At 65.2% G+C, this 21,590-nt stretch carries 17 protein-coding genes and 1 other RNA gene; 6 read left to right on the top strand and 12 right to left on the bottom strand.

From position 1 onward, the window contains the following. Positions 1-4: 4 nt before the first annotated feature. From rplI to rpsF, 3 genes are read right to left on the bottom strand one after another with little or no spacing between them, the layout of a single operon-like run. Positions 5-637, bottom strand: coding sequence for a 50S ribosomal protein L9 (gene rplI, locus BM353_RS16000; RefSeq protein WP_092082667.1), 633 nt, complete (start codon positions 635-637; stop codon positions 5-7). Positions 638-649: 12 nt separating this feature from the next. Beyond that, positions 650-877 (bottom strand): 30S ribosomal protein S18, encoded by a 228-nt coding sequence (gene rpsR, locus BM353_RS15995; protein WP_005608650.1) that lies wholly within the window; start codon positions 875-877, stop codon positions 650-652. A 29-nt stretch (positions 878-906) separates the two neighbouring features. After that, entirely contained in the window at positions 907-1,260 is a 354-nt protein-coding gene (gene rpsF, locus BM353_RS15990; RefSeq protein WP_092082666.1) for a 30S ribosomal protein S6, read from the bottom strand. A 216-nt stretch (positions 1,261-1,476) separates the two neighbouring features. On the opposite strand from rpsF, the gene trpA reads away from it, so the two are divergent. Continuing rightward, positions 1,477-2,268, top strand: coding sequence for a tryptophan synthase subunit alpha (gene trpA, locus BM353_RS15985; protein WP_092082664.1), 792 nt, complete (start codon positions 1,477-1,479; stop codon positions 2,266-2,268). Between the two features lie 120 nt (positions 2,269-2,388). Beyond that, positions 2,389-2,785: RNase P RNA component class A (gene rnpB / locus BM353_RS15980), an RNA gene on the top strand. Here rnpB and BM353_RS15975 read toward each other — a convergent pair. Then, positions 2,785-3,204 carry a secondary thiamine-phosphate synthase enzyme YjbQ gene (locus BM353_RS15975; protein ID WP_092082662.1) on the bottom strand — a complete coding sequence of 140 codons (420 nt, stop codon included), beginning with the start codon at positions 3,202-3,204 and terminating at the stop codon, positions 2,785-2,787. The genes rnpB and BM353_RS15975 overlap by 1 nt on opposite strands. A 101-nt stretch (positions 3,205-3,305) precedes the next feature. Here BM353_RS15975 and yghX point away from each other — a divergent pair, with 101 nt between their 5' ends. Beyond that, on the top strand, positions 3,306-4,217 hold the full coding sequence (gene yghX, locus BM353_RS15970) for a YghX family hydrolase (RefSeq protein WP_092082660.1): 912 nt from the start codon (positions 3,306-3,308) through the stop codon (positions 4,215-4,217). A gap of 263 nt (positions 4,218-4,480) precedes the next feature. Here yghX and BM353_RS15965 read toward each other — a convergent pair whose 3' ends face one another. The 6 genes from BM353_RS15965 to BM353_RS15940 all read right to left on the bottom strand — a co-directional run bounded on the left by BM353_RS15965 (position 4,481) and on the right by BM353_RS15940 (position 12,612). Beyond that, on the bottom strand, positions 4,481-5,260 hold the full coding sequence (locus BM353_RS15965) for a gamma-glutamyl-gamma-aminobutyrate hydrolase family protein (RefSeq protein ID WP_092082658.1): 780 nt from the start codon (positions 5,258-5,260) through the stop codon (positions 4,481-4,483). Between the two features lie 67 nt (positions 5,261-5,327). Continuing rightward, on the bottom strand, positions 5,328-5,756 hold the full coding sequence (locus BM353_RS15960) for a GlcG/HbpS family heme-binding protein (protein ID WP_092082656.1): 429 nt from the start codon (positions 5,754-5,756) through the stop codon (positions 5,328-5,330). 68 nt (positions 5,757-5,824) lie between these two features. After that, positions 5,825-7,969: a malate synthase G gene (locus tag BM353_RS15955; protein WP_092082654.1), complete on the bottom strand. Its 2,145-nt coding sequence runs from the start codon at positions 7,967-7,969 to the stop codon at positions 5,825-5,827. Positions 7,970-8,170: 201 nt separating this feature from the next. Beyond that, entirely contained in the window at positions 8,171-8,428 is a 258-nt protein-coding gene (locus BM353_RS17005; protein WP_092082652.1) for a hypothetical protein, read from the bottom strand. Positions 8,429-8,570: 142 nt separating this feature from the next. Further along, positions 8,571-11,354, bottom strand: coding sequence for a methyl-accepting chemotaxis protein (locus BM353_RS15945; protein ID WP_177220577.1), 2,784 nt, complete (start codon positions 11,352-11,354; stop codon positions 8,571-8,573). Between the two features lie 88 nt (positions 11,355-11,442). Next, a complete protein-coding gene (locus BM353_RS15940; RefSeq protein WP_092082648.1) occupies positions 11,443-12,612 on the bottom strand; it encodes an ABC transporter substrate-binding protein in 1,170 nt (389 codons plus the stop codon). Positions 12,613-12,874: 262 nt separating this feature from the next. Between BM353_RS15940 and pepN the strand changes: the two genes are divergently transcribed. From pepN to BM353_RS15925, 3 genes are all read left to right on the top strand, one after another. After that, on the top strand, positions 12,875-15,460 hold the full coding sequence (gene pepN / locus BM353_RS15935; RefSeq protein WP_092082646.1) for an aminopeptidase N: 2,586 nt from the start codon (positions 12,875-12,877) through the stop codon (positions 15,458-15,460). A 135-nt stretch (positions 15,461-15,595) separates the two neighbouring features. Then, positions 15,596-16,462: a 1-acyl-sn-glycerol-3-phosphate acyltransferase gene (locus BM353_RS15930; protein ID WP_092082644.1), complete on the top strand. Its 867-nt coding sequence runs from the start codon at positions 15,596-15,598 to the stop codon at positions 16,460-16,462. Positions 16,463-16,572: 110 nt separating this feature from the next. Next, entirely contained in the window at positions 16,573-19,071 is a 2,499-nt protein-coding gene (locus tag BM353_RS15925; RefSeq protein ID WP_092082642.1) for a penicillin-binding protein 1A, read from the top strand. 32 nt (positions 19,072-19,103) lie between these two features. Here the strand turns inward: BM353_RS15925 and BM353_RS15920 are convergent, their stop codons facing one another. Both BM353_RS15920 and BM353_RS15915 read right to left on the bottom strand, forming a co-directional pair. Continuing rightward, positions 19,104-20,117: a YcjF family protein gene (locus BM353_RS15920; protein ID WP_092082640.1), complete on the bottom strand. Its 1,014-nt coding sequence runs from the start codon at positions 20,115-20,117 to the stop codon at positions 19,104-19,106. Next, a complete protein-coding gene (locus BM353_RS15915; RefSeq protein ID WP_092082638.1) occupies positions 20,114-21,529 on the bottom strand; it encodes a YcjX family GTP-binding protein in 1,416 nt (471 codons plus the stop codon). The genes BM353_RS15920 and BM353_RS15915 overlap by 4 nt, the downstream gene beginning before the upstream one ends. Positions 21,530-21,590: the final 61 nt, after the last annotated feature.

Here is a 21,590-nt window from a genome sequence, read left to right as displayed (position 1 = left end):
CGGCTCAGCCGTGGGTTTCGTCCTCGGCGGCCTTGTCTTCGGGCGTCTCGACCACTTCGGCCAGATCGTCGTCGTCGGAGGCGGCTGCGCCGATATCGTCGAAAAGCTCGGCGATCTCGTAATCCGCAGCGGCTTCCTCTTCGGCAGCGAGCTCCTGGATGGACTTGCCGGAGGCTTGCAACTCGGCTTCCTCAGGGGAGCGCGCGACGTTGAGCTGGATCGTGACCTCGACCTCGGGGTGCAGCGTGACGCTCACGTCATGCAGGCCGAGTTCCTTGATCGGGCGGGACAGGACGACCTGCTTGCGATCAACGGTGAAGCCGTCGGCGGTGGCCGCATCGGCGGCGTCCCGCGTGGTCACGGAGCCGTAGAGATAGCCCGCGTCGGACGCTTGGCGAATCACGATGAACTGCTTGCCGTCGAGCTCAGCGCCGAGTTTCTCGGCTTCGGCCCTGGTTTCCAGGTTGGTCGCTTCGAGCTGAGCCTTTTGCGATTCAAACTGCGCGATGTTGGCGTCGCTCGCGGTCAGAGCCTTGCCTTGCGGCAGCAGGAAATTGCGCGCGTAGCCGGATTTGACGTCAACCACTTCGCCCATCTGGCCAAGCTTGGCGACGCGTTCGAGAAGGATAACTTGCATGTCAGTCGCTCCTTACTTCACGGCATAGGGCAGCAGGGCGAGGAAGCGGGCGCGTTTGATGGCACGGGCCAGTTCACGCTGCTTCTTGGCCGAGACGGCGGTGATGCGGGAGGGCACGATCTTGCCACGCTCGGAGATGTAGCGCTGCAGCAGACGGGTGTCCTTGTAGTCGATCTTGGGTGCGTTCTCGCCGGAGAACGGGCAGACCTTACGACGGCGGAAAAATGGTTTTGCGGCCATGGTTTAGCGTCCTTTCTTCAAGCGATGGATCAACGGCGGTCGCGACGGCTGTCGCGCTCGTCGCGTTTCTGCATCTGGATCGACGGGCCTTCGCCGTGCTCGTCCACCTTGATGGTGAGAACGCGCATCACGTCGTCATGCAGGCGCATCAGGCGTTCCATTTCCTGCACGGCCGGTGCGGGCGCATCGGTCTTGAGGAAGGCGTAGTGGCCCTTGCGGTTCTTGTTGATCTTGTAGGCCATGGTCTTCACGCCCCAGTACTCGTTTTCAACGACCTTGCCGCCGTTGTCTGCGAGAACCGTGGAGAAGTGTTCGACGAGGCCCTCGGCCTGGGCGCTGGAGAGATCCTGGCGCGAGATGAAGACATGCTCGTAAAGCGGCATGTGCACTCCTATCATGTACTGGCGCGTTTCAAAGAGTGGGCCCTGCTCTTCCGCGCCCACCCACGAGAGACCGCGCGGTTACTTTCGTTTGCGGAAGAAGCGCCCTCTAACCACGCCCCGGCGGGTTTGGCAAGAGTGGCGGGCTCCGGGCGCTTTGCGCGTTGATTTCCGCCGCCACATTCTGCAAGAGAACGGGAAGCAAATACCGGAGGCCGCATGACCCGTATCGACGCCAAATTCGCCGAGCTCAAAGCCGAGGGGCGCAAGGCTTTCGTGGCCTACATCATGGCCGGCGACCCGGACTATGACCGCTCAATGGAGGTGCTGCGCGGCATGCCCGGCGCGGGGGTCGACATCATCGAGCTCGGCCTGCCCTTCACCGATCCGATGGCCGACGGCCACACGATCCAGCTCGCCGGCCAGCGCGCGCTGGAGGCCGGGCAGACCCTGGAGAAAACGCTCCAGATGGTGCGCAGCTTCCGCGAGGAGGATGACACCACGCCCATCGTGCTGATGGGATACTACAACCCGATCTATAGCCGCGGCGTGGCGCGCTTCCTCGAGGAGGCGGTCGAGGCGGGGATCGACGGGCTCATCATCGTCGACCTTCCGCCGGAGGAAGACGACGAACTTTGCCTTCCGGCTCAGGCAGCAGGGATGAACTTCATCCGCCTCGCAACGCCGACCACCGACGACACGCGCTTGCCGAAGGTGATGCAGAACACATCAGGGTTCGTCTACTACGTTTCGATCACCGGGATCACCGGCGCCGCCGCCGCGGACGCCGCGGACGTGGCGCCCGAAGTCGCCCGCATCAAATCCACGACCAACCTGCCGGTCATCGTGGGCTTCGGCATCCGGACCCCGGACACAGCCAAAGCGATCGCCGGTGTGGCGGACGGCTGCGTCGTCGGTTCGGCGATCGTTGCCGAAATCGGCGCTGGCAAATCCAAGGGCGATATCCTGAGCTTCGTCGCCGCTCTCGCCGACGGCGCTCACAAAGGCTAGCCGACCGGGACGGGCGCCGTTTTCCGATCAATCGGAAAACGGGCCGGAAAATGATCGATCATTTTCCGCGCCCCTGTCGACGTTGACGGCAGATTGAATGAGCGGTAGAGCCCGTGTCGCGCGGAGAGGTGGATGGCCGCGGGGCGACAGCTCCGAGGAAAGTCCGGACTCCACAAGGAAACGGTGCCGGGTAACGCCCGGCGGGGGCAACCCCAGGGAAAGCGCCACAGAGAATGAGACCGCCGCGCTTTGCGCGGTAAGGGTGAAACGGTGGGGTAAGAGCCCACCGCGGGACGGGCAACCGGACCGGCACGGCAAGCCCCACCGGGAGCAATGCCGAATAGGGATCGCGCGCGGGCCGGTCGGGGAGACCCGAAACCGCCGCAGGGCCGGCCTTGGCCCCGACGATCCGGGTTGGCAGCTAGAGCCGCGGTGGCAACATCGCGGCAAGAGGAATGGTCATCCATGGGGGCTTCGGTCCCCGGGACAGAATCCGGCTTACAGCTTCTCCGCGCCTCAGGATGTCCCGTCGACGCTCAGATGCGCTGCGATCTCGCGGCGATGAGAGCTGTTGCGGTGCTCCATCAGGTAAATCCCCTGCCACCTCCCGAGGCGCATCCGCCCCCCAAGGACCGGGATCTGCAGGCTAACAGGCAGCAGTGCTGCCTTGATATGCGCGGGCATGTCATCGGGGCCTTCGAGCGTATGGGTCAGGAACTGCATAGTCGGATTGTCCGCCGAAGGCACAAGCCGAGAGAAGAAGGCCATGAGGTCGGTCTGCACATCCGGATCGGCGTTTTCCTGTATCAGGAGCGACGCCGAGGTATGGCACAGAAAAAGCGTCAGGACCCCGCTTCCACGCACCCAGGATGAGACCTCCTGCGTAATCTCGTAAAGCCCGAGGCCGGATGTCGTGATCGTGAACGTGGTCTGCATGTCGAAATCCTTCCCTTTCGCAAAATACTTCCCTTAGGTAAAGCAAGCTCAGCTGCCTGCCATCGCCTCCGCAGGGCCAGGCCAACACAAGGAGACACGCGATGAACGACCAGACACCCGGCCGCCGCCTCACCGCCGCGGATTTCGATCAGGACCTTCTCGATCTTTACGATTACTACGCACATGGCAAGATCACGAAGCGCCAGTTCCTCGACCGCGCGGCGAAATTCGCCGTCGGCGGGCTCACTTCGGCGGCGCTGCTCGAACTGCTCCAACCAAACTACGCCTTTGCGCATCAAGTCGAGTTCACGGACCCCGACATCGTTCCGGAGTACATCACCTACCCGTCGCCCAATGGCCACGGCACGGTGCGCGGCTATCTCGTGACCCCGACAGCAGCCACCGTGCCGGTGGGGGCGGTGATTGTCGTGCACGAAAACCGCGGCCTGAACCCCTATATCGAAGACGTCGCACGCCGGGTCGCCAAGGCCGGGTTTATTGCCCTTGCACCGGACGGGCTGACGAGCGTCGGCGGTTATCCAGGCAATGACGAAAAAGGACGTGAACTGCAGCGCACGGTGGATGGCGAAAAGCTGATGAACGATTTCTTTGCCGCCTTCGAGTTTCTTAAGGACCACAACTCCGTCAATGGACGGGTCGGTTGTGTCGGCTTTTGCTACGGTGGCGGGGTATGTAACGCGCTGGCTGTGGCCTACCCTGAACTTGCGGCAAGCGTGCCATTCTACGGCCGGCAAGCCTCGGCCGAAGATGTCCCTCGCATCGAAGCGCCTCTACTCTTGCAATACGCGGAGCTGGACGAGCGTATCAATGCAGGGTGGCCCGCCTATGAGGCCGCGTTAAAGGCAGAAGACAAGACGTATACCGCCCACATCTATCCCGGCGTCAACCATGGCTTTCACAATGACACAACGCCGCGCTACGACGCCGCGGCGGCCGAATTGGCGTGGGAGCGAACGATCGCATTCTTCGAAGAGCATCTGCGCGGCGACTAGCCGCAGCGAGCGTGAAATGTGAGCCGGCGTTGCCGGCTTGCCTCCGGCGGGAGTATTTTGGAAGAGAAGAAGGAAAGGGCGGCGCTTGCCTCGGGGGCGGATTACTGAGGTGTATTCGGTCAGAGATATTGGCTCCATATGACCTGTCTTTGGGGGCGCGGGCTCACATCGTCACAGGCGCCAGCGCGACGCCGGAGGCGGCGCAACTCAAAGGCGTAGCGCGCGGGATTTCCCGCGCGCTTCCGTTTGACAGGATTGACGGGTCAGGCGGATTGGCGGTGATTTTGCGGTTTGGCGCCAAAGTACCAGGCGTGCACCGCTTGACCAAACGCTTTGAACAGGGGCCGTGAGACCGGATCGTTTGCCGCGTCCCACTCCGGGTGCCATTGGACCGACATTGTGAACCCCGGCGCGCCATCGACGTAGATGGCTTCGGGAGTTCCGTCGGGGGCCGTTCCGTCGATGACGATCCTAGCGCCGGGACGGTTGATGCCTTGTCCGTGGAGCGTGTTGGTCATGACTTGTTTTGCGCCCATCAGGTGGTGAAACGGGCCGCCTTCGGTGAAAGTCACGGTGTGCCGGAGCGCGAATTTCTCTTCCAGCGTCCCGTCAGGGGGCATGCGGTGGTTCATTCGGCCGGGCAGGTCCCGGATCTCCGGGTAGAGCGAGCCGCCCATGGCGACGTTCACTTCCTGGAAGCCCCGGCAGATCCCGAGAAAGGGCTGGCCCCGTTCGACGCAGGCGCGAATGAGCGGCAAAGTGATTGCATCGCGCGCGCGATCAAAGGCTCCGTGGGCCTCCGTCGCCGCTTCGCCGTATTCCTCCGGGTGGACGTTGGGCCGCCCGCCCGTCAGCAGAAATCCGTGGCAGCTTTCCAGCAATTCTTCGACCGAGAGAAACCGCGGGTCGGCGGGGATGAGCATGGGCACACAATCGGCGACGCGCGCGACGGCTTCGGAATTCATCGTCCCGCCCGCGTGGGCGGGATACTCGTCATGCAGGATGTGGTGGTTACCGATGATGCCGACGACCGGGCGAGACATGTGCGACCTTTCCATACCGATATTCGGCGCTCAGGTTAGAGCATCGCGCGGAAAGGCAAAAGAGCCGTTACGCTTCGCCGGCGAGTCCCGCGGCTTCGATGCCCACCATCGCGGCAGTCGCGTCGTTGTCGGAGGTGTCGCCCGTCGCGCCCACCGCGCCAATCACGGCGCCGCGCTTGTCGCGCACGAGCAGCCCGCCCGGGACCGGCACCACCTGTCCGCCATAGACGCCGTTGACTGCCGCCATGAAGTAGGCCTGTTGCTCGGCCCGTGCCATCTGGGCCTTGCCCGCCATGCCAAGCATGACCGCGCCATAGGCCTTGCCCTGCGCGATGCCGAAGCGGCCCGGGCTCGCGCCATCTTCGCGCTCGAAGGCCAACACGTGGCCGCCTGCGTCGAGCACGACGACGGACATGGGCTTGAGCTCCATCTCCCGCGATTTGGCGAGCGTTTTGCGGATGATTGTCCGCGCTTTGTTCAGGGTGATTGCGGCCATGGGCCTCCTCCTTCATCGTCTTGCGGGTGCGAAACAAGGATCCATGGACCCTGGTTTAACGCACGAAATCAGCCTTTTGCGGCCTTGAGTTCAAGTCGCCGTGCGTGCAGCGTCGGCTCGGTGTAGCCCGAGGGATCGGTCCGGCCCTTGTAGATAAGATCGCGCGCCGCGTTGAAGGCGATGCTGTCGAACCCTGGCGCCATGGGCGTGTAGGACGGATCGCCCGCGTTCTGTTCGTCGACCACCGCCGCCATCTTCTTCAGCGCGGTCTCCACCTGTTCGCGGCTCACGACCCCATGGTGGAGCCAGTTGGCCACGTGTTGCGCCGAAATGCGGCAGGTGGCGCGGTCTTCCATCAGCCCCACGTTGTTGATGTCCGGCACCTTGGAGCAGCCTACGCCCTGATTGATCCAGCGGACCACATAGCCGAGGATGCCCTGCGCGTTGTTCTCCACCTCGCGCCGGACCTGCTCCTCGGTCCACTTGCGGAAGGCGGCCAGCGGGATATCGAGGATCCCGTCCACATGGGCACGCCGCCCACCCGCCTTGAGCTTGGCCTGAACGGCAAAGACATCGATCTTGTGGTAGTGGAGCGCGTGCAGCGTCGCGGCCGTCGGGCTCGGGACCCAGGCGGTGTTGGCGCCGGCCTGCGGATGTTCGATCTTCTGCTGGAGCATGTCGCCCATCAGGTCGGGCATCGCCCACATGCCCTTGCCGATCTGCGCCTTGCCGGAGAGCCCGCATTCCAGCCCGATATCGACGTTGTAATTTTCATAGGCGATGATCCAGCCCTTGCGCTTGATGAAGGCCTTGCGGGAAAACGGCCCCGCCTCCATCGAGGTGTGGATCTCATCGCCGGTGCGGTCGAGGAAGCCGGTATTGATGAAGGCCGTGCGGCTCTTGGCGGCGCGGATGCACTCCTTGAGGTTGACCGAGGTGCGGCGCTCCTCGTCCATGATCCCGAGCTTGACGGTATCCTGCGGCAGGCCGAGGAACTCTTCCACCTTGGTAAAGACGTCCCCGGCAAAGGCCGTCTCTTCGGGCCCGTGCAGTTTGGGCTTCACCACGTAGATCGAACCATGGACCGAGTTGCCGCCCTCGCGCTTGAGGTCATGCATCCCGATCAGTGCGGTCACCGCGGCGTCCATGAGGTTCTCAAAGATCTCCGCGCCATCGCGGGTCAAGATCGCGGGATTCGTCATCAGCAGGCCAACGTTGCGGACCCACATGAGCGCCCTGCCCTTCATGGTGACGCTGCTGCCGTCCGGCGCGGTGTATTCAAGGTCCGGATTGAGCTTGCGGGTGACGGTTTTGCCGCCCTTCTCAAAGGTGTCTTCGAGCGTGCCGTTCATCAGCCCGAGCCAGTTCTCATAGGCGAGCACCTTGTCCTCGGCGTCCACGCAGGCGACCGAGTCCTCGCAATCCATGATCGAGGTGATCGCGCTCTCGAGCCGCACATCGGCGAGCCCGGCCTGATCCTTGCTCCCGATTGGGTGGCTGCGGTCAAAAACCAGCTCGACATGGAGGTGATTGTTGCAAAGCAAGATCGCCTCGGGGCTTGCCGCATCCCCGCGATAGCCCTTGAATTTCTCGGGGCTCTCAAGCGGCGCGCCATCGACCAGAAGGGCGCCGTTTTCGATCGTGTAGTGCGTCGCATCGCCATGAGAGACGCCCTTGACCGGGAAGGCATCGTCCAGGAAAACGCGCGCCCGCGTCACCACGCGCGCACCGCGACCCTTCTCGTACCCGCCAGAGGGCGCGGGCGAGCCCATCGCGTCGGTTCCATAAAGGCAATCATAGAGGCTGCCCCATCGGGCATTGGCCGCGTTCAGCGAATAGCGCGCGTTGGTCACCGGGACGACAAGCTGCGGGCCGGGGATCGACGCGATTTCGGGATCGACATTTGTTGTCTCAATCTCGAAGTCGGGGCCTTCGGGGACGAGGTATCCGATATCGGTCAGAAACGCCTTGTAGGCCTCGTGATCATGCGCGTCGTCACGGTGGGCGATGTGCCAGGCGTCGATCTCGCTTTGAAGCCGCGCGCGGGTCTCCAGAAGTTCGCGGTTTTTTGGTGCGAAATCATGGGCCAGCTCGGAAAAGCCTTTCCAGAACGCCTCCGCGTCGACACCGGTGCCCGGAAGCGCGCGATTGTCGATAAAATCAGCGAGCTGGCGGTCCACCTGAAGCCCATGCTTGTCAACCCGCGTCGTCATGCCTGCTATCCTCCCGGCTGGTATACCACTGCGTACGTCGTGCTTAGAACGCGTGTTTCCGATAGTAAACAGGGCTTGTCGAAAATTGCGCAAATTGTTGGGCTGCGGACAGAATAGACCTTTGTGACGCGCAGGTGAACGCGCACGGGCGATAGAGAATTGCGCCCCCGGCCTCGTCAGCCGGGAGCCAGTCTCGGGCGGTTAATCCGCGGTATTTTCGGGCAGGATCGTCGTGCCGCCCTCCACCTCGGGCGCGGTCTCCGGCGTGGGTGTCGTCTCCTGTGCGGGCGCGCTTTGGGCGGCTGGTTCCGAGATCTCGTTGGTGGCCTCTTCGGAAAACGCGCCAAAGAGCATGAGAAGAAGCATGAGCAGGCCAAACCCTGCGGCGATGAGAATGCCGATCAATGCCGGGCTGTGGCGTTTTTCCTGCTTGTGGATGTTGGTGTCGGGCGCAGACATGGGACCTCCTTGATCCTTTGGATGGATGGGGTTTCCTTCAACAGCGCTCAAGACCCGCATTTTGTTCCCGCCCAAACAGAAATCCCGCGCCGGGATCCGGCGCGGGACAATAGAGGTTCGATGCGCCCAAGCGGCGCGGCGGTCACGCGACCGAGCGCATATGCTCCATGTGATCGCCCGTCGATGTCGCATCCGAGACCCGGAATTCCATCGCGAGGCCCAGAAGATCTTGCGATTCGCTGCGCAAAGTTTCGCTGGTCTGGAGCGAATCCTGGAACAGGGCCGCGTTCTTCTGCATCACCGCGTCGATACTGCTCACCGTGGTGTTGATCTCCGAGACGGTCAGGGCCTGTTCGCGCGCCGCGCTGGAAATCGAGCCGATGTGGGTCGAAATCTCGTTGATGAAAGCGACGATACCGGTCAGCGCCGCGCCTGCGGCTTTGACCTGCGACGCGCCCTTCGAGATATGATCCCTCGTCGAGGAGATCAGGCCGTTGATCTCGTTGGCCGCTTCCGACGAGCGCTGCGCAAGATCGCGGACCTCGGTGGCGACGACGGCAAAGCCGCGCCCCTGCTCGCCCGCCCGCGCCGCCTCGACGCCTGCGTTCAGCGCGAGAAGGTTGGTCTGGAAGGCGATGTTCTCGATCAGGTCGATGATCTTGGAAACCGCCTCGGAGGAGACCTCGATTTCCGCCATGGTCGCCACCGCATCCTCGACGCTGGTCTTGGTGACCTCGGCCTCCTTGCGTGCGTCGACCATCACCCGGTCGGCGGTCTGGGCGCTGGTGGAGTTGTTGCGCGCCGAGGCGTCGAGCTCTTCGAGAGCCGCCGCAGTCTCTTCGAGCTTGGCCGCGTTTTGCTTGGCACGGTTGGCCATCTCGCCTGCGTTGGCCGCGATCTCGCCCGAGGAGTCGGTCACCGAGTTGGCGCTGTCGACCAGCTTCCGGATCAGGGTCGCGATCGAGGTGACCGCGGAGTTGAAATTGACCCGGAGCCCTTCGTAATCCCCGGCGAACTGGGTGTCGATCGTAGCGGTCAGATCGCCCGAGGACAGACGCTTGAGCGCCCCCGCGAGATTGTCCACCACAAGCGCAAGCTCGGCAGCGCGCTCGTCGCGTTCGGCCTGGGCCTTGCGCTCCAAATCGGCGCGCATTTCGGCTTCCTCGGCCTCACGCGCCCGTTCGCGCTCCTCGCGGAGCCGGGCCTCTTCGCGCGAGCGCTCCTCGGCCTCGCGCTTCTCTTGCTCGGCGCGGCGCTGCTGTTCGGCCAGTTCGGCTTCACGCTGCTTTTCAAGCACCTGCATTTCTTCGCGTTCGATCATTCCGTCGCGGAAGACCTTGAGCGCGGCGGCCATGCGGCCGATCTCGCCGCCTGTTCGCTCGAACCCGTCGACCGGGGCCAGATCGCCCGAAGCGAGCCGTTCGGTGACGCGGGTCACCTTGCCCATCGGGCGCAGGATCAGAAGCCAGCTCATGACCGGTGCAAGCAGCAGGATCACGACGCTGATCCCCGCGATGATGACCATGTAGGAGCGCGCGGTGTCCGTCTCGGTGAGAATCGAGCCGCCGGCGTCGGAGATGGTGGTAAGCGCGCTTGCGCCTTCCTCGCGCGCAGCACGGGCGATCTGCATCAGGGCCTCGCTCGCAACCCGCGACCGGTCGGTGGCATTTCCGGAGGCAATCAGGTAATCCTTGCGCGCCTTCAGCAGACCGGTTTCGGGGTGCGACATGGCCATGATCTTGGCCAGAAGGCCTTCGAATTCAGGGCTCACCTCGACCATACCGGCAAGCTCACCCAGTTTGCGCGCCTCCTCGCCGAGCCGCGTCTGCGCGGCCTCGAGGTTCGTGACATCGTTGATGACCTCGCCGAGCAGCGCCGTAACGAAGGTCGAGCTGACCCCGGCCTCGAGCTCTGCGGCGGCGCGGATGCGGCCGACTTCGACCTCGAGAAGATTGCGGATCGCGTCCTCGTTCTGGCTCGATGCGTCATCGGCCATGATCACCAGATCAAAGCTCAGGGTGTCGATCATCTCGCTCAGGATCGCATCGCCCTCCTGCCGCAGCGACAGGAGCGTGTCTTGCGCCCCGCGGCCCACGGTGAAGCTGCGGTTGGTGAACTCGGCGAGCTCGTCGCGGATGTTGCCGATTGCAGCGATGTCGGTGGCGTAATCCTCGTTCGTGCTGAGCGTGTCGAGCAGACGGCCAAGGCGCTGCAGCGAGCTTGTCGCGATATCGCGCAGGATGGAGCTGAACGCGGGGTCGGTGGCGTTGACAAGCCCGAGCGCGGTGCCGGTGATGAGGTTGATCTCAGCGCGTGTATCCAGCACGGCTTGAATCGTGGAAAACTCTTCGTCGGTTAGGGTTTGCAAGGTTCCGCTCACGGCCTCGACCGTGGTTTCGCCGCCCATGTTGAGCTCGAAATAGGCGTCATCGGACATCTCGGTCAATTGGCCCCGGGTCGCCTCTGCGATCTCCGCGAAGGCGCCGATCTGGCTGGCCATGCTGTCGGAGGCGGCGAACCGCTCAGAGAGCGATTGGCGCATCTTGTCGGCTGAAAGACGGGCCTCTTCGAGCAGCTGCTCGATCCGGGCCGCGGAGGCCGGGGGAAGCTGCGCGATGGCAAGGGAGAGCTCGTTTGCCGCGGCTTCGACTGCGGTCGAATGCTCGGCAAGCTCGGCCTCTCCACCGGCCAGCCCCATGGTTTCAACGGCGTCGCGTACGACGGCGCTGCGTTCGATCACCTCGACGCTTGCGGCCATGTCGGGCAGCGCATCGTCCAGCAGATTGTTGACCGATCCAGCCAGCGAGCCGAAGACAATCAGTGCGACGCCGACAGCAGCAGCCGTCATGGCGCCCATTGCCAGGATCACCCCGGAAATCTTGAGGGCGATGCTGCCCGTAAAGTCACGTATTTTCGCCTTGCTCATTAGATCAATCCGTTCGCTGGGCATGGAAACTTGCTACGATCGAGCGCGGCGCACCGGGGGTTTCTGTCCGATGCGCCGCGCTGCGGTATTACCGGCTGGCGTGTTGCTCGCCTGCCGCGACGGTCTCGAAGGTTCCGTCGGCGGTGATCCGGGTCAGGAAGACCGAGTCGAGGCCCTGGTTGTCGCCAGCGCCGTAGCCGAAGGCCAGACCGCCGATGTCAAAGCTGCCGAGGTTGCCGAGGGCGTCGAGGAAGCTGGCACGGGTCACGTCCGGGCCGGCGGCATCCAGTGCGCGCAGGGCGACACGGCCGACGAGGTAGCCCTCGAGCGTGACGAAGCCCGGGCTGGCCGATGCGTCATAGGCGGCGAGCGCTTTCTGGTAGGCATCGACGACCGGCAGGCTCGCATCCCACGGGAAGGGGACGACCTGGCTGATGATCACGCCCTCGCCATCGGGGCCAAGCTCGTCAGCCAGCGCGCGCGAGCCCACGAAAGAGATGTTCACGAAGGTCGGCTCGAACTTCAGCTTCTTGGAAAGCTTGACGAATTCGGCGATCGGCTTGTAGGCGCCGACCATCACGACCGCGTCGGGCTTGGCCTTGCGGATGTCGAGCAACGCCGATTTCACCGCGGTGGTGTTGCGGGTGTAGGTGCCTTCGGCGGCGAGGGTCATGCCGCGGCGGTCGAGCGCATCGGTCACACCGGCAAGGCCGACGCGGCCAAAACCGTCATCCTGATAGAGGATGGCGATGGACTCCATACCGAGCTCGTCCACGAGATGAGCAATCCAGGCCTCGGTCTCGGCGGCATAGGTCGCGCGCACGTTGACCACGTTGGAGAGCGCCGGATCACGCAGGAAGCCCGCGCCGGTGAAGGGGCCGATGAAGGGCATGTTGGACTCGGTCGCGACCGGCTGGGTCGCGGCGCTGGTGGGCGTGCCGACGGGGCCAATGAAGCCCAGATGCGCGCCGCCTACGATCACGGAGCGCACGGCGGCGACCGAGCGGTCCGGCTCGTAGCCGTCGTCGAAGCTTTCCAGCGAAACAGTGCGGCCATGAATGCCGCCGGCGCTATTGGCCTCTGCGAATGCGGCCATGATGCCATCGCGCATCCCCGAGCCGAGCGCACCGGCCGGACCGTTGAGCGCAGCCACCTGCGCGAAGGTCACCGCCGAGCCGGTCACCCCGTCTGCGGCAAAGGCCGGCATGGCCATCGCCAGAGCGGCGATCGGTGCGGTAAGGCTTCTGAAAAAGGTCATACATTTACTCCAAGCGCTGATTCGTTCTCCCGCCAACTTGGAGGACGCGGGTAAACCAAGACTTGACGCGGCCGATTTCTCGAAAACGTCCTTATCATCGGGTAAAGCCGGGCTATGTCTGCCCGCCAATTGGGCAAAATCAGACGGCCCGCCCCCGGGGAGGTGTCGCCGCGCACAGCGCTGTCGCCCGGATCCATCGCGTTTCGCGCTTGAAGCCGCCCACCAAGCGCCTACCCTTGGCGGCAACCAGAGCGAGGCCCCGATGAAAGACGCATCCCCCCAGACGATCCATCTCAAGGACTACACCCCCTTCGGCTTCGAGGCCGAGAGCGTCGAGTTGACGTTCCGCCTCGCGCCCACGGCGACGCGGGTGCTCTCGAAAATCCGGTTCCTCCCGAAAGAGGGCGGCGACGGGCGCTTTTTCCTGCATGGCGAGGACCTGACCCTCATCTCCGCGCGGATCGACGGCGCGCCGGTCACGCCGCGGCTGGTCGAGGGCGGGCTGGAGGCACAGGTGCCTGCCGAGCCCTTCATCTGGGAGGCCGAGGTGGAGATCAGCCCGGCCACGAACACCGCGCTCGAAGGGCTCTACATGTCGCCCCTCGCGCGGGAGGGGGAAGCGCCGGGCCCGGGAGCGATGTATTGCACCCAATGCGAGGCCGAGGGGTTCCGCAAGATCACCTTCTACCCCGATCGTCCCGATGTCATGTCGGTCTTTACCGTGCGGATCGAGGGCGACGCGCCGGTGATGCTCTCCAATGGCAACCCGGTCGAGCGCGGCGATGGCTTTGCCGTCTGGCACGATCCCTGGCGCAAGCCGGCCTATCTCTTTGCGCTGGTGGCGGGCGATCTTCGCGCGCATCCCGGCAGCTTCACGACCATGTCAGGCAAGGAGGTTGCGCTCAACATCTGGGTCCGCCCCGGGCCGGACGAGGACAAATGCGCCTTCGGGATGGAGGCGCTCAAGCGGTCGATGACATGGGACGAGGAGGTCTATGGGCGCGAATACGATCTCGATGTCTTCAACATCGTCGCGGTGGATGATTTCAACATGGGCGCAATGGAGAACAAGGGGTTGAACGTTTTCAACTCCTCCTGCGTGCTTGCCTCCCCCGAGACCTCGACCGACATGAATTTCGAGCGGATCGAGGCGATCATCGCCCATGAGTATTTCCACAACTGGACCGGCAACCGCATCACCTGTCGCGACTGGTTCCAGCTTTGCCTCAAAGAAGGGCTCACGGTCTTCCGCGACGCGCAGTTCACCGCCGACATGCGCTCGGCGCCGGTCAAGCGGATCTCCGACGTCATCGCCCTGCGCGCGCGCCAGTTCCGCGAGGACAACGGCCCGCTGGCCCATCCCGTCCGGCCCGAGAGCTTTGTCGAGATCAACAATTTCTACACCGCGACGGTCTATGAAAAAGGCGCCGAGCTCATCGGGATGCTCAAGACGCTGGTTGGGGACGCGGCCTATGCCAAGGCGCTCGATCTCTATTTCGAGCGGCACGATGGCGACGCGGCGACCATCGAGGATTGGCTCAAGGTCTTCGAGGATGTGACGGGCCGGGATCTGGCGCAATTCAAGCGCTGGTACGCGCAAGCCGGCACGCCGCGCCTTTCGGTCACGGAAGACTTTAAGGACGGCACCTATACGCTTCATTTCAAACAGGAAACGCCGCCAACTCCGGGTCAGCCGCACAAGGCGCCTTTCGTCATCCCCATCGCGGTCGGGCTGCTCAATCCCAACGGAGACGAGGTCGTCCCCACGCGGGTTCTGGAGATGACGCAAGCCGAGCAGAGTTTCAGCTTCGATGGGCTGCCCTCGAAACCCGTGCCCTCGATCCTGCGCGATTTCTCCGCCCCGGTGATCCTTGAGCGGGCGAGCGACAACACCGAGCGCGCCTTCCTGCTGGCCCATGACACCGATCCCTTCAACAAGTGGGAGGCGGGGCGCGCGCTGGCCAAGGATGTGCTGTGCCGGATGGTGAGCGAGGGGGCGACGCCGGACGGCGCCTATCTCGATGCGGCGCTTGCGGTTCTGCGCGATGACGGGCTCGATCCGGCGTTCCGCGCGCTGGCTCTGCGGCTCCCGTCGGAGGATGACATTGCCCAGACCCTCTTCGGCGCCGGCATCACGCCGGACCCGGTGGAGATCCACACCGCGCGCGAGACGCTCAGCCAGGCGCTGGCGCAGCACGCGGCCGATACCCTGCCCCGGATCTATGCGGCCATGACGGTCGAGGGGCCCTATCGCCCGGAGGCGGAGGATGCGGGCAAGCGCGATCTCCAGGGCACCGTTCTGGGCCTGCTGTCGCGGATCGACGGCGGGGCGCAGGCCGCCGCGCAGTACGATGCCGCCGGCAACATGACCCAACAGCTCGCGGCGCTCTCCTGCCTGCTGATGATCGACAAGGGCGAGCCTGAACTCGCGCGGTTCTATGAACAGTGGAAGGACGACCGGCTGGTGATCGACAAGTGGTTCGGGATGCAGGCCCTGCAGGCGCCGCCCGCGCGCGCCGCCGCCGTGACGGACGCGCTCACCCGCCACCCCGATTTCGACTTCCGCAACCCCAACCGCTTCCGCGCCACCTTGGGCAGTTTCGCCGCCAATGCCGCCGGATTCCACGCCGCCGACGGGGCCGGATACCGGCTGCTCGCGGACTGGTTGATTCGCCTCGATCCGCTCAACCCGCAAACCACCGCGCGAATGACCACCTCTTTCGAGACGTGGAAACGCTATGATGCGGACCGGCAGGCGCTGATCGAAGGGGAGCTGCGCCGAATCCTCAATACAGACGGGCTTTCGCGCGATACGACAGAGATGGTGAGCCGAATTCTCGGGGCTTAACAAGCGCTTTGATGCTTCTGCCGCCCGCGCCCCGGGTGGCAGAAGACCGCCGAGGAAATTGCGATCTCGTCGATTTTTTGTCACAATGGCGTCATGGAACACTGCTCTACCGCGACCATGTCTGTGTCTGTTCCCATGCAGGATCGCATCGATCCGCTGATCGCCGAACGCGCGCCCTGGGCTTTCGAACGCAAGCCCGGCCGGCTGATTGCTCAACGCGCACTCAAGGCGATCCTTGGGTACAACAAGACCCTGCGCATCGCCCGCCGGGCCGATGTGATGCAGAGCCATGACGAGATCATGGATTACGTCGCCTCGCTCATCGTCAAGCGCCTCAAGGTCAGCGGGCTGCATCACCTGCCCAAGCATGGGCCCGCGCTTCTGGTCGCCAACCATCCCACCGGCATCGCCGACGGGATCGTGCTCCATCACGTGGTGAGCCAGGTCCGGCGCGATGCGTTCTACTATGCCAACAAGGACATCCTGCGCGTGCTGCCGCAACTCGCGCCGATGATCCTCCCGGTCGAATGGCGTATCGATCAGCGCAGCCACGCCAAGACGCGCCAGACGCTTCTCGACACCGAGGCCGCGGTCAAGGCCGGGCGGCTCGGCGTGATCTTTCCCGCGGGCCGGATCTCCAAGCGCATCGGGCTCACCCTGCACGAGCGGCCATGGATGGCCTCGGCGGCGATGATCTCGCGCAAGTTCGATATCCCGGTGATCCCACTCAACATCCGCGCGCGCAACTCGCTCATGTTCTACCTCGGCGACGCGCTGCACCCCACCTTGCGCGACATCACGCTGTTTCACGAAACCCAGAACAAATGGCGCTTCGGCTTCGAGATGACCTTTGGCGAGCCGATCGATCCGGCCTCTCTGCCGCAGCGCTCCGGCGAGGCGATCGAAGAGCTGCGCCGGGTCACGCTGGCGCTCGGCGCGAGCCACGGCACCCCGCCGCCCCCGCGCCGGCCCAGCCACCGCCCGGCCCCCGCGAGCGGCTGAGCGCCGACGCGCGGCGCCTCACGGCATTCGTGTTTTGACCCCTGCCCCGGTCCCGGCTATAGACTGCCCGTCAACCGTCCGCCGACCTTTCACCCAATGAGGCCTCGTCCGTGCTGCGTTTTGTACTGTCTTTTTTCGGGGCAATTTTCTCGCTCGTGACCCTCGGCGTCATCGCCGTCGCTCTCTCCATCGGGGCTGTGCTCTGGATCTACGGGCGCGATCTGCCGAGCCACGAGCAGCTCGCGCAATACGCCCCCAAGACGATCAGCCGGATCTACTCGGGCGAGGGCCGGATCATCGACGAATTCGCCCAGGAGCGGCGGCTCTTCACCCCGTCCTCGGAGATCCCGGACCTGGTGAAACAGGCCTTCATCTCCGCCGAGGACAAGAACTTCTACGTCCACAACGGCTATGATACGCGCGGCATCGCGGCGGCGATCTTCGAGGCTGTCAAGACCCGCGGCGAGAGTGTGCGCGGCGCCTCCACCATCCCGCAACAGGTGGTGAAGAACTTCCTGCTCGGCGGCGAGCGGCGGATCGAGCGCAAGGTCAAGGAGATCATCCTCGCCACGCGGCTCGAAGAGACGCTGAGCAAGGACAAGATCCTCGAGCTCTACCTCAACGAGATCTTCCTTGGCCAGAACGCCTATGGCGTCACCGCCGCGGCCCAGACCTATTTCAACAAGGGGCTTGCCGAGCTTGCCCCGCACGAGGCCGCGATGCTGGCGGCGATGCCGCAGGCACCCTCCGATTACCACCCGGTGCGGCGCAAGGAGCGGGTGACGGAGCGGCGCAACTACGTGCTGCGCGAGATGAAGGAAAACGGCTACATCACCGATGCCGTCTACGAGGCCGAACGGCAGCAGCCGCTGCGCTCGGTCCAGAACGGCGATTTTCCGAGCTTCAAGAGCACACTGCCCCCGCGCGACTATTTCACCGATGAGATCCGACGCCAGCTCACCAAGGATTTCGGCGAGGGCGAATTCTTCACCGGCGGGATGAGCGTCCGCGCCACGATCGATGCGGAGATGCAGGCCGCGGCGGCGGAATCCCTGCGGCTTCAACTTGAGGAGTTCGACCGAAGCACCGGCATCTGGCGCGGCACGGGCGAGACCCTCTCGGAAGAAGCGCTCGGCGACTGGCGCGCGGCGCTGGCGGCCGTGGATCTGGACCGGGGCATCGAGCTGGACGGGCTCTGGCGCCCCGCGGTCGTGCTCGATATCGCCGATCAGACGCTCACCGTCGGCATCGAGGGGATCGAGGGCGAACAGGGCGTCCCGCGCGAGGATATCCGCTGGCTCAAGGGCAATTTCTTCGAAAATTTCACCCGTGGCGATGTTGTCTATGTCCGCGCCATCACCGCCGACGACAGCGGCGATCTGATCCGCTGGTCGCTGCGGCAGATCCCCGAGGTCGAGGGCGCGTTTGTCGCGATGGATGTGAACACCGGCCGCGTTCTCGCGATGCAGGGCGGGTTCTCCTACCAGCATTCGGTCTTCAACCGCGCAACCCAGGCGCAGCGCCAGCCCGGCTCCAGCTTCAAGCCCTTCGTCTACGCCTCGGCGCTCGACAGCGGCTACACCCCCGCGACGATCATCGTTGACGCTCCGATCGAGATCAACACGCCCCAGGGCCTGTGGCGCCCGCAGAACGCCTCGCGCGAATACTACGGCCCCACCCCGCTGCGGACCGGGATCGAACGCTCTCGGAACCTGATGACCATCCGCCTCGCGCAGGAGGTCGGCATGGACACGATCGGCCGCTACGCCGAGCGTTTCGGGGTCTATGACAACATGAGCCGCGTGCTCGCCAACTCGCTCGGCTCCGAGGAGACCACGCTCTACAAGATGGTCGCCGCCTACGCGATGTTCGCCAATGGCGGGGAGCGGGTCGAGCCGACGCTGGTGGACCGGGTGCAGGATCGCTACGGCCGCACGGTCTATCGCCATGATCAGCGCGCCTGCGTCGATTGCGATGTGGCCATGCTGGAGCCGGGGCTGGGCCCGCGGATCATCTCCACGCGCGACCGGATCATGGATCCGGTGACGGCCTATCAGCTCACCTCGATGATGCAAGGCGTGGTCGAGCGCGGCACGGCGAGCCGCACGGTCAGCCTCCCCGTCCCCACCGCGGGCAAAACCGGGACGACGAACGACGCCAAGGACGTCTGGTTCATCGGTTTCACGTCCAACACCGTGGCGGGCTGCTACATCGGCTATGACCAGCCCCGCTCGCTCGGGCGCGGCGCCTCCGGCGGGGGCTTTTGCGGCCCGGTGTTTCAGCGCTTCATGACCGAGGCGGTGAAGAAATACGGCGGCCACGAATTCGAGATCCCCGAAGGCGGGCGCTTCATCAAGATCGACCGCTTCACCGGCGCGCGCCTGCCGGATGACGCAACGGGCGAGAATGTGGTGGCGGAATTCTTCCGCGACGGCGAGGAGCCGATTTTCGGCATCGCCTTCGACGGCGGCTTTGCCATGGGCGCGAACCTGCCGCTGTTCGAAGAGGTGAAGCCGAGCTTGAAACAGGTCACCACCTCGACCGGCAAGACCGTGGTCGAACGGCCCAACGCAAGCATCGGAACGCTGAGCTCCGGCGGGCTCTACTAGGCCGCGCCCGGCCCGCAGTTCTCAGGCGGCCCCTAGCTCCGCTCCGTCACGATCCCGGTGAGCGCGCTGCGCACCAGTTGGCGCACCGAGGGGCGCTTGGTGGTCACGAAGGGGAGCGGCCGGCAGACCTCCATCGCCGCAATCCCGACGCGCACGGTCAGCGCGCCGTTCACCAGCCCCTCGCCAAACCGGCGCGACACCTTGCCCAGAAGCGAGCCGCCGAGCACCGGCTCCAGCAGATCGTCCCCCACCGCGACCGCGCCGGTGGCCACGAGATGGGTCAGGACGGAGCGGGTCAGCCGCCATGTGGAGAGCCCGCCGGACCGGCCGCCGTAGATCTCGGCGATGCGGCGGATCATGCGCATGTTGGCGGTGGCGGCGGCGGCCACATCGGCGAAGGCGAGCGGCACCAGCGCGGTCACGGTCGCGACCTGACGCGCGGCGGCGCGGATTTCGGCCTCCGCCCCGGCATCGAGCGTCGAGAGCAGGTCCTGCTCGGCCAGCCCGATCACGGCGGCGACGTCGAACTGCTCGTCCACCCGCTCGGAAAATGCGCGCCGACCCCAGGCGAGATCGTCGCGGTGGGCATAGAACCCCACCAACTTGCGCCCAAGATCGCGCGCCCGGCCGAGATCCTCTTCGGCCAGCACGGCCTCGGCCTCGCGGTGGAGCGCATCGACCCGGCCGAGCCGCGCAAAGGCCGCAAGCTCGCGCCCGATGATCATCAGGCAGACCAGGAGCAGCGCCAGCGCAAGGACGCCGACGCCGATCCCGAGCACCTCGTTGCGCGTAAGCAGTTCGGTGATAAAATCCCAGGCCGCGACGGAGATCCAGGCCGACAGAAGCGCCGCCGCAAGCCCCCAGAACCACGTCACCAGGCGCGAGCGGCGCCGCGCGCCGAGCGTGGCAAGCACCTGCATCGCCTGCCCCTCGGGGCGCGGGGCCTCCAGCGGATCGGGCACGGGCGGGGCATCGGCGGGGCTTGGCGCCGGGCGGTCCTCACCACTCTCAAGGTCGATCAACACAGGCCCCTTGCGTTCGGTCATAGCCGGTCTCCGATCAGGAACTGGGCCGCGCGGTCCAGCCGGATATGCGGCGGGCCCTCGCCGGGTTTGAGCGTGAGCGCGGCGGGCGCGAACCGCATGATCTCATAGTCGGCGTCGAGCCAGGCCTGCTCCCCTTGCCGCGCGGGCTGCAGCAGGGCCTTGGGGTTTTGCGGCAATTCGCCGGGGTAAAACGCCGCCTGCCGCCCGCCATCGAGCAGCCGCCCCTGCACGCAATCGAGCCGCCGCCCCTGATGATCAAGCGTGGTCTCGGTGGTGGCGCGCAGCGCGGCGATCGACATGGCCTCGGTCTTTGCCCCGGCAAAATCGGCGCGGTCCCTGGCGTCGCGTGTGAGGGCTTGCATGATCCCGGTGAGCTGGGCGTGCTGACTGTGATGCAGATGGTCGGCCTTGGTGGCGGCAAAGAGGATCTTCTCGACGCGCCGGCCGAGGAAAAGCTGCGCGAGAAAGGCGTTGCGGCCCGGGCGGAAGGCGCCGAGGATATCGCTCATCGCCCGGCGCAGATCCTCCAGCGCGGGCGGGCCGGAATGGATTGCACCGAGCACGTCCACGAGGACGACCTGGCGATCGATCCGGGCGAAGTGATCGCGGAAGAAGGGTTTGACGACCTCGCGCTTGTAGGCCTCGAACCGCCGCTCGAACTCGCGCCGGAGCGAGCCGCGCCGCGATGCGCCATCGGGCGGAAGCGGCGCGAAGGTCAGGACCGGCGAGCCGGCGAGATCGCCCGGCAACAGGAACCGGCCCGGCGTGCAATCGGAAAACCCCGCCGCGCGCGCGGTGGTGAGGTAGTCGGTGTAGGCGGCGGCGAGCGCCTTGGCGGCGGGCTCATCGAGCCGCGCGTCGGGATCGGCGGCGGCGAGCGCGGCGCGGTAGCCCGCCCCGCAGTCCCGCGTCTCCAGCCGCGCAAGCGCCGCGCGCGACCACTCCGAATAGCCCTGATCGAGCAGCGACAGATCGAGCAGCCACTCGCCGGGATAGTCCACGATATCGAGATGCACCGTTCGCGGGCCGGATACCGCACCGAGCAGCCCCGACGGCTGGACCCGGAGCGAGAGCCGCAGCTCGGAGACCGAGCGCGTGCTGTCCGGCCAGTGGGGCGCGGCGGAGGTGAGCGCACCGAGGTGGCTTTCGAAATCGAACCGGGCGACGGTATCGTCGGGCTGGGGCTGGAGATAGGCCGAGCGGATCGCGCCATTCGCCGCCGCTGCGAGCCCGGGCATGCGCCCCCGGTCGAGCAGGTTGGCGACGAGCGAAGTGATGAACACCGTCTTGCCCGCCCGCGCGAGCCCGGTAACGCCCAGCCGGATAACCGGTTCGAACAACGCGCCCGAGACGGTATCACCGACCGTTTCGATGCTGCGGGTGATCCCGTCGGCGATGGAGGAAATAACCAAACCTGCTGCCCCTTTGCCTGCCTTTCCCTCAAGATAGAGGCGAGGCGGTCCGGATACCAGT

The sequence above is a fragment of the Poseidonocella sedimentorum genome, assembly GCF_900116005.1.
Taxonomy (GTDB): Bacteria; Pseudomonadota; Alphaproteobacteria; order Rhodobacterales; family Rhodobacteraceae; genus Poseidonocella; species Poseidonocella sedimentorum.
Note: the sequence above shows the minus strand (reverse complement) of the source record. Positions and strands in the feature narration are given on the sequence as shown.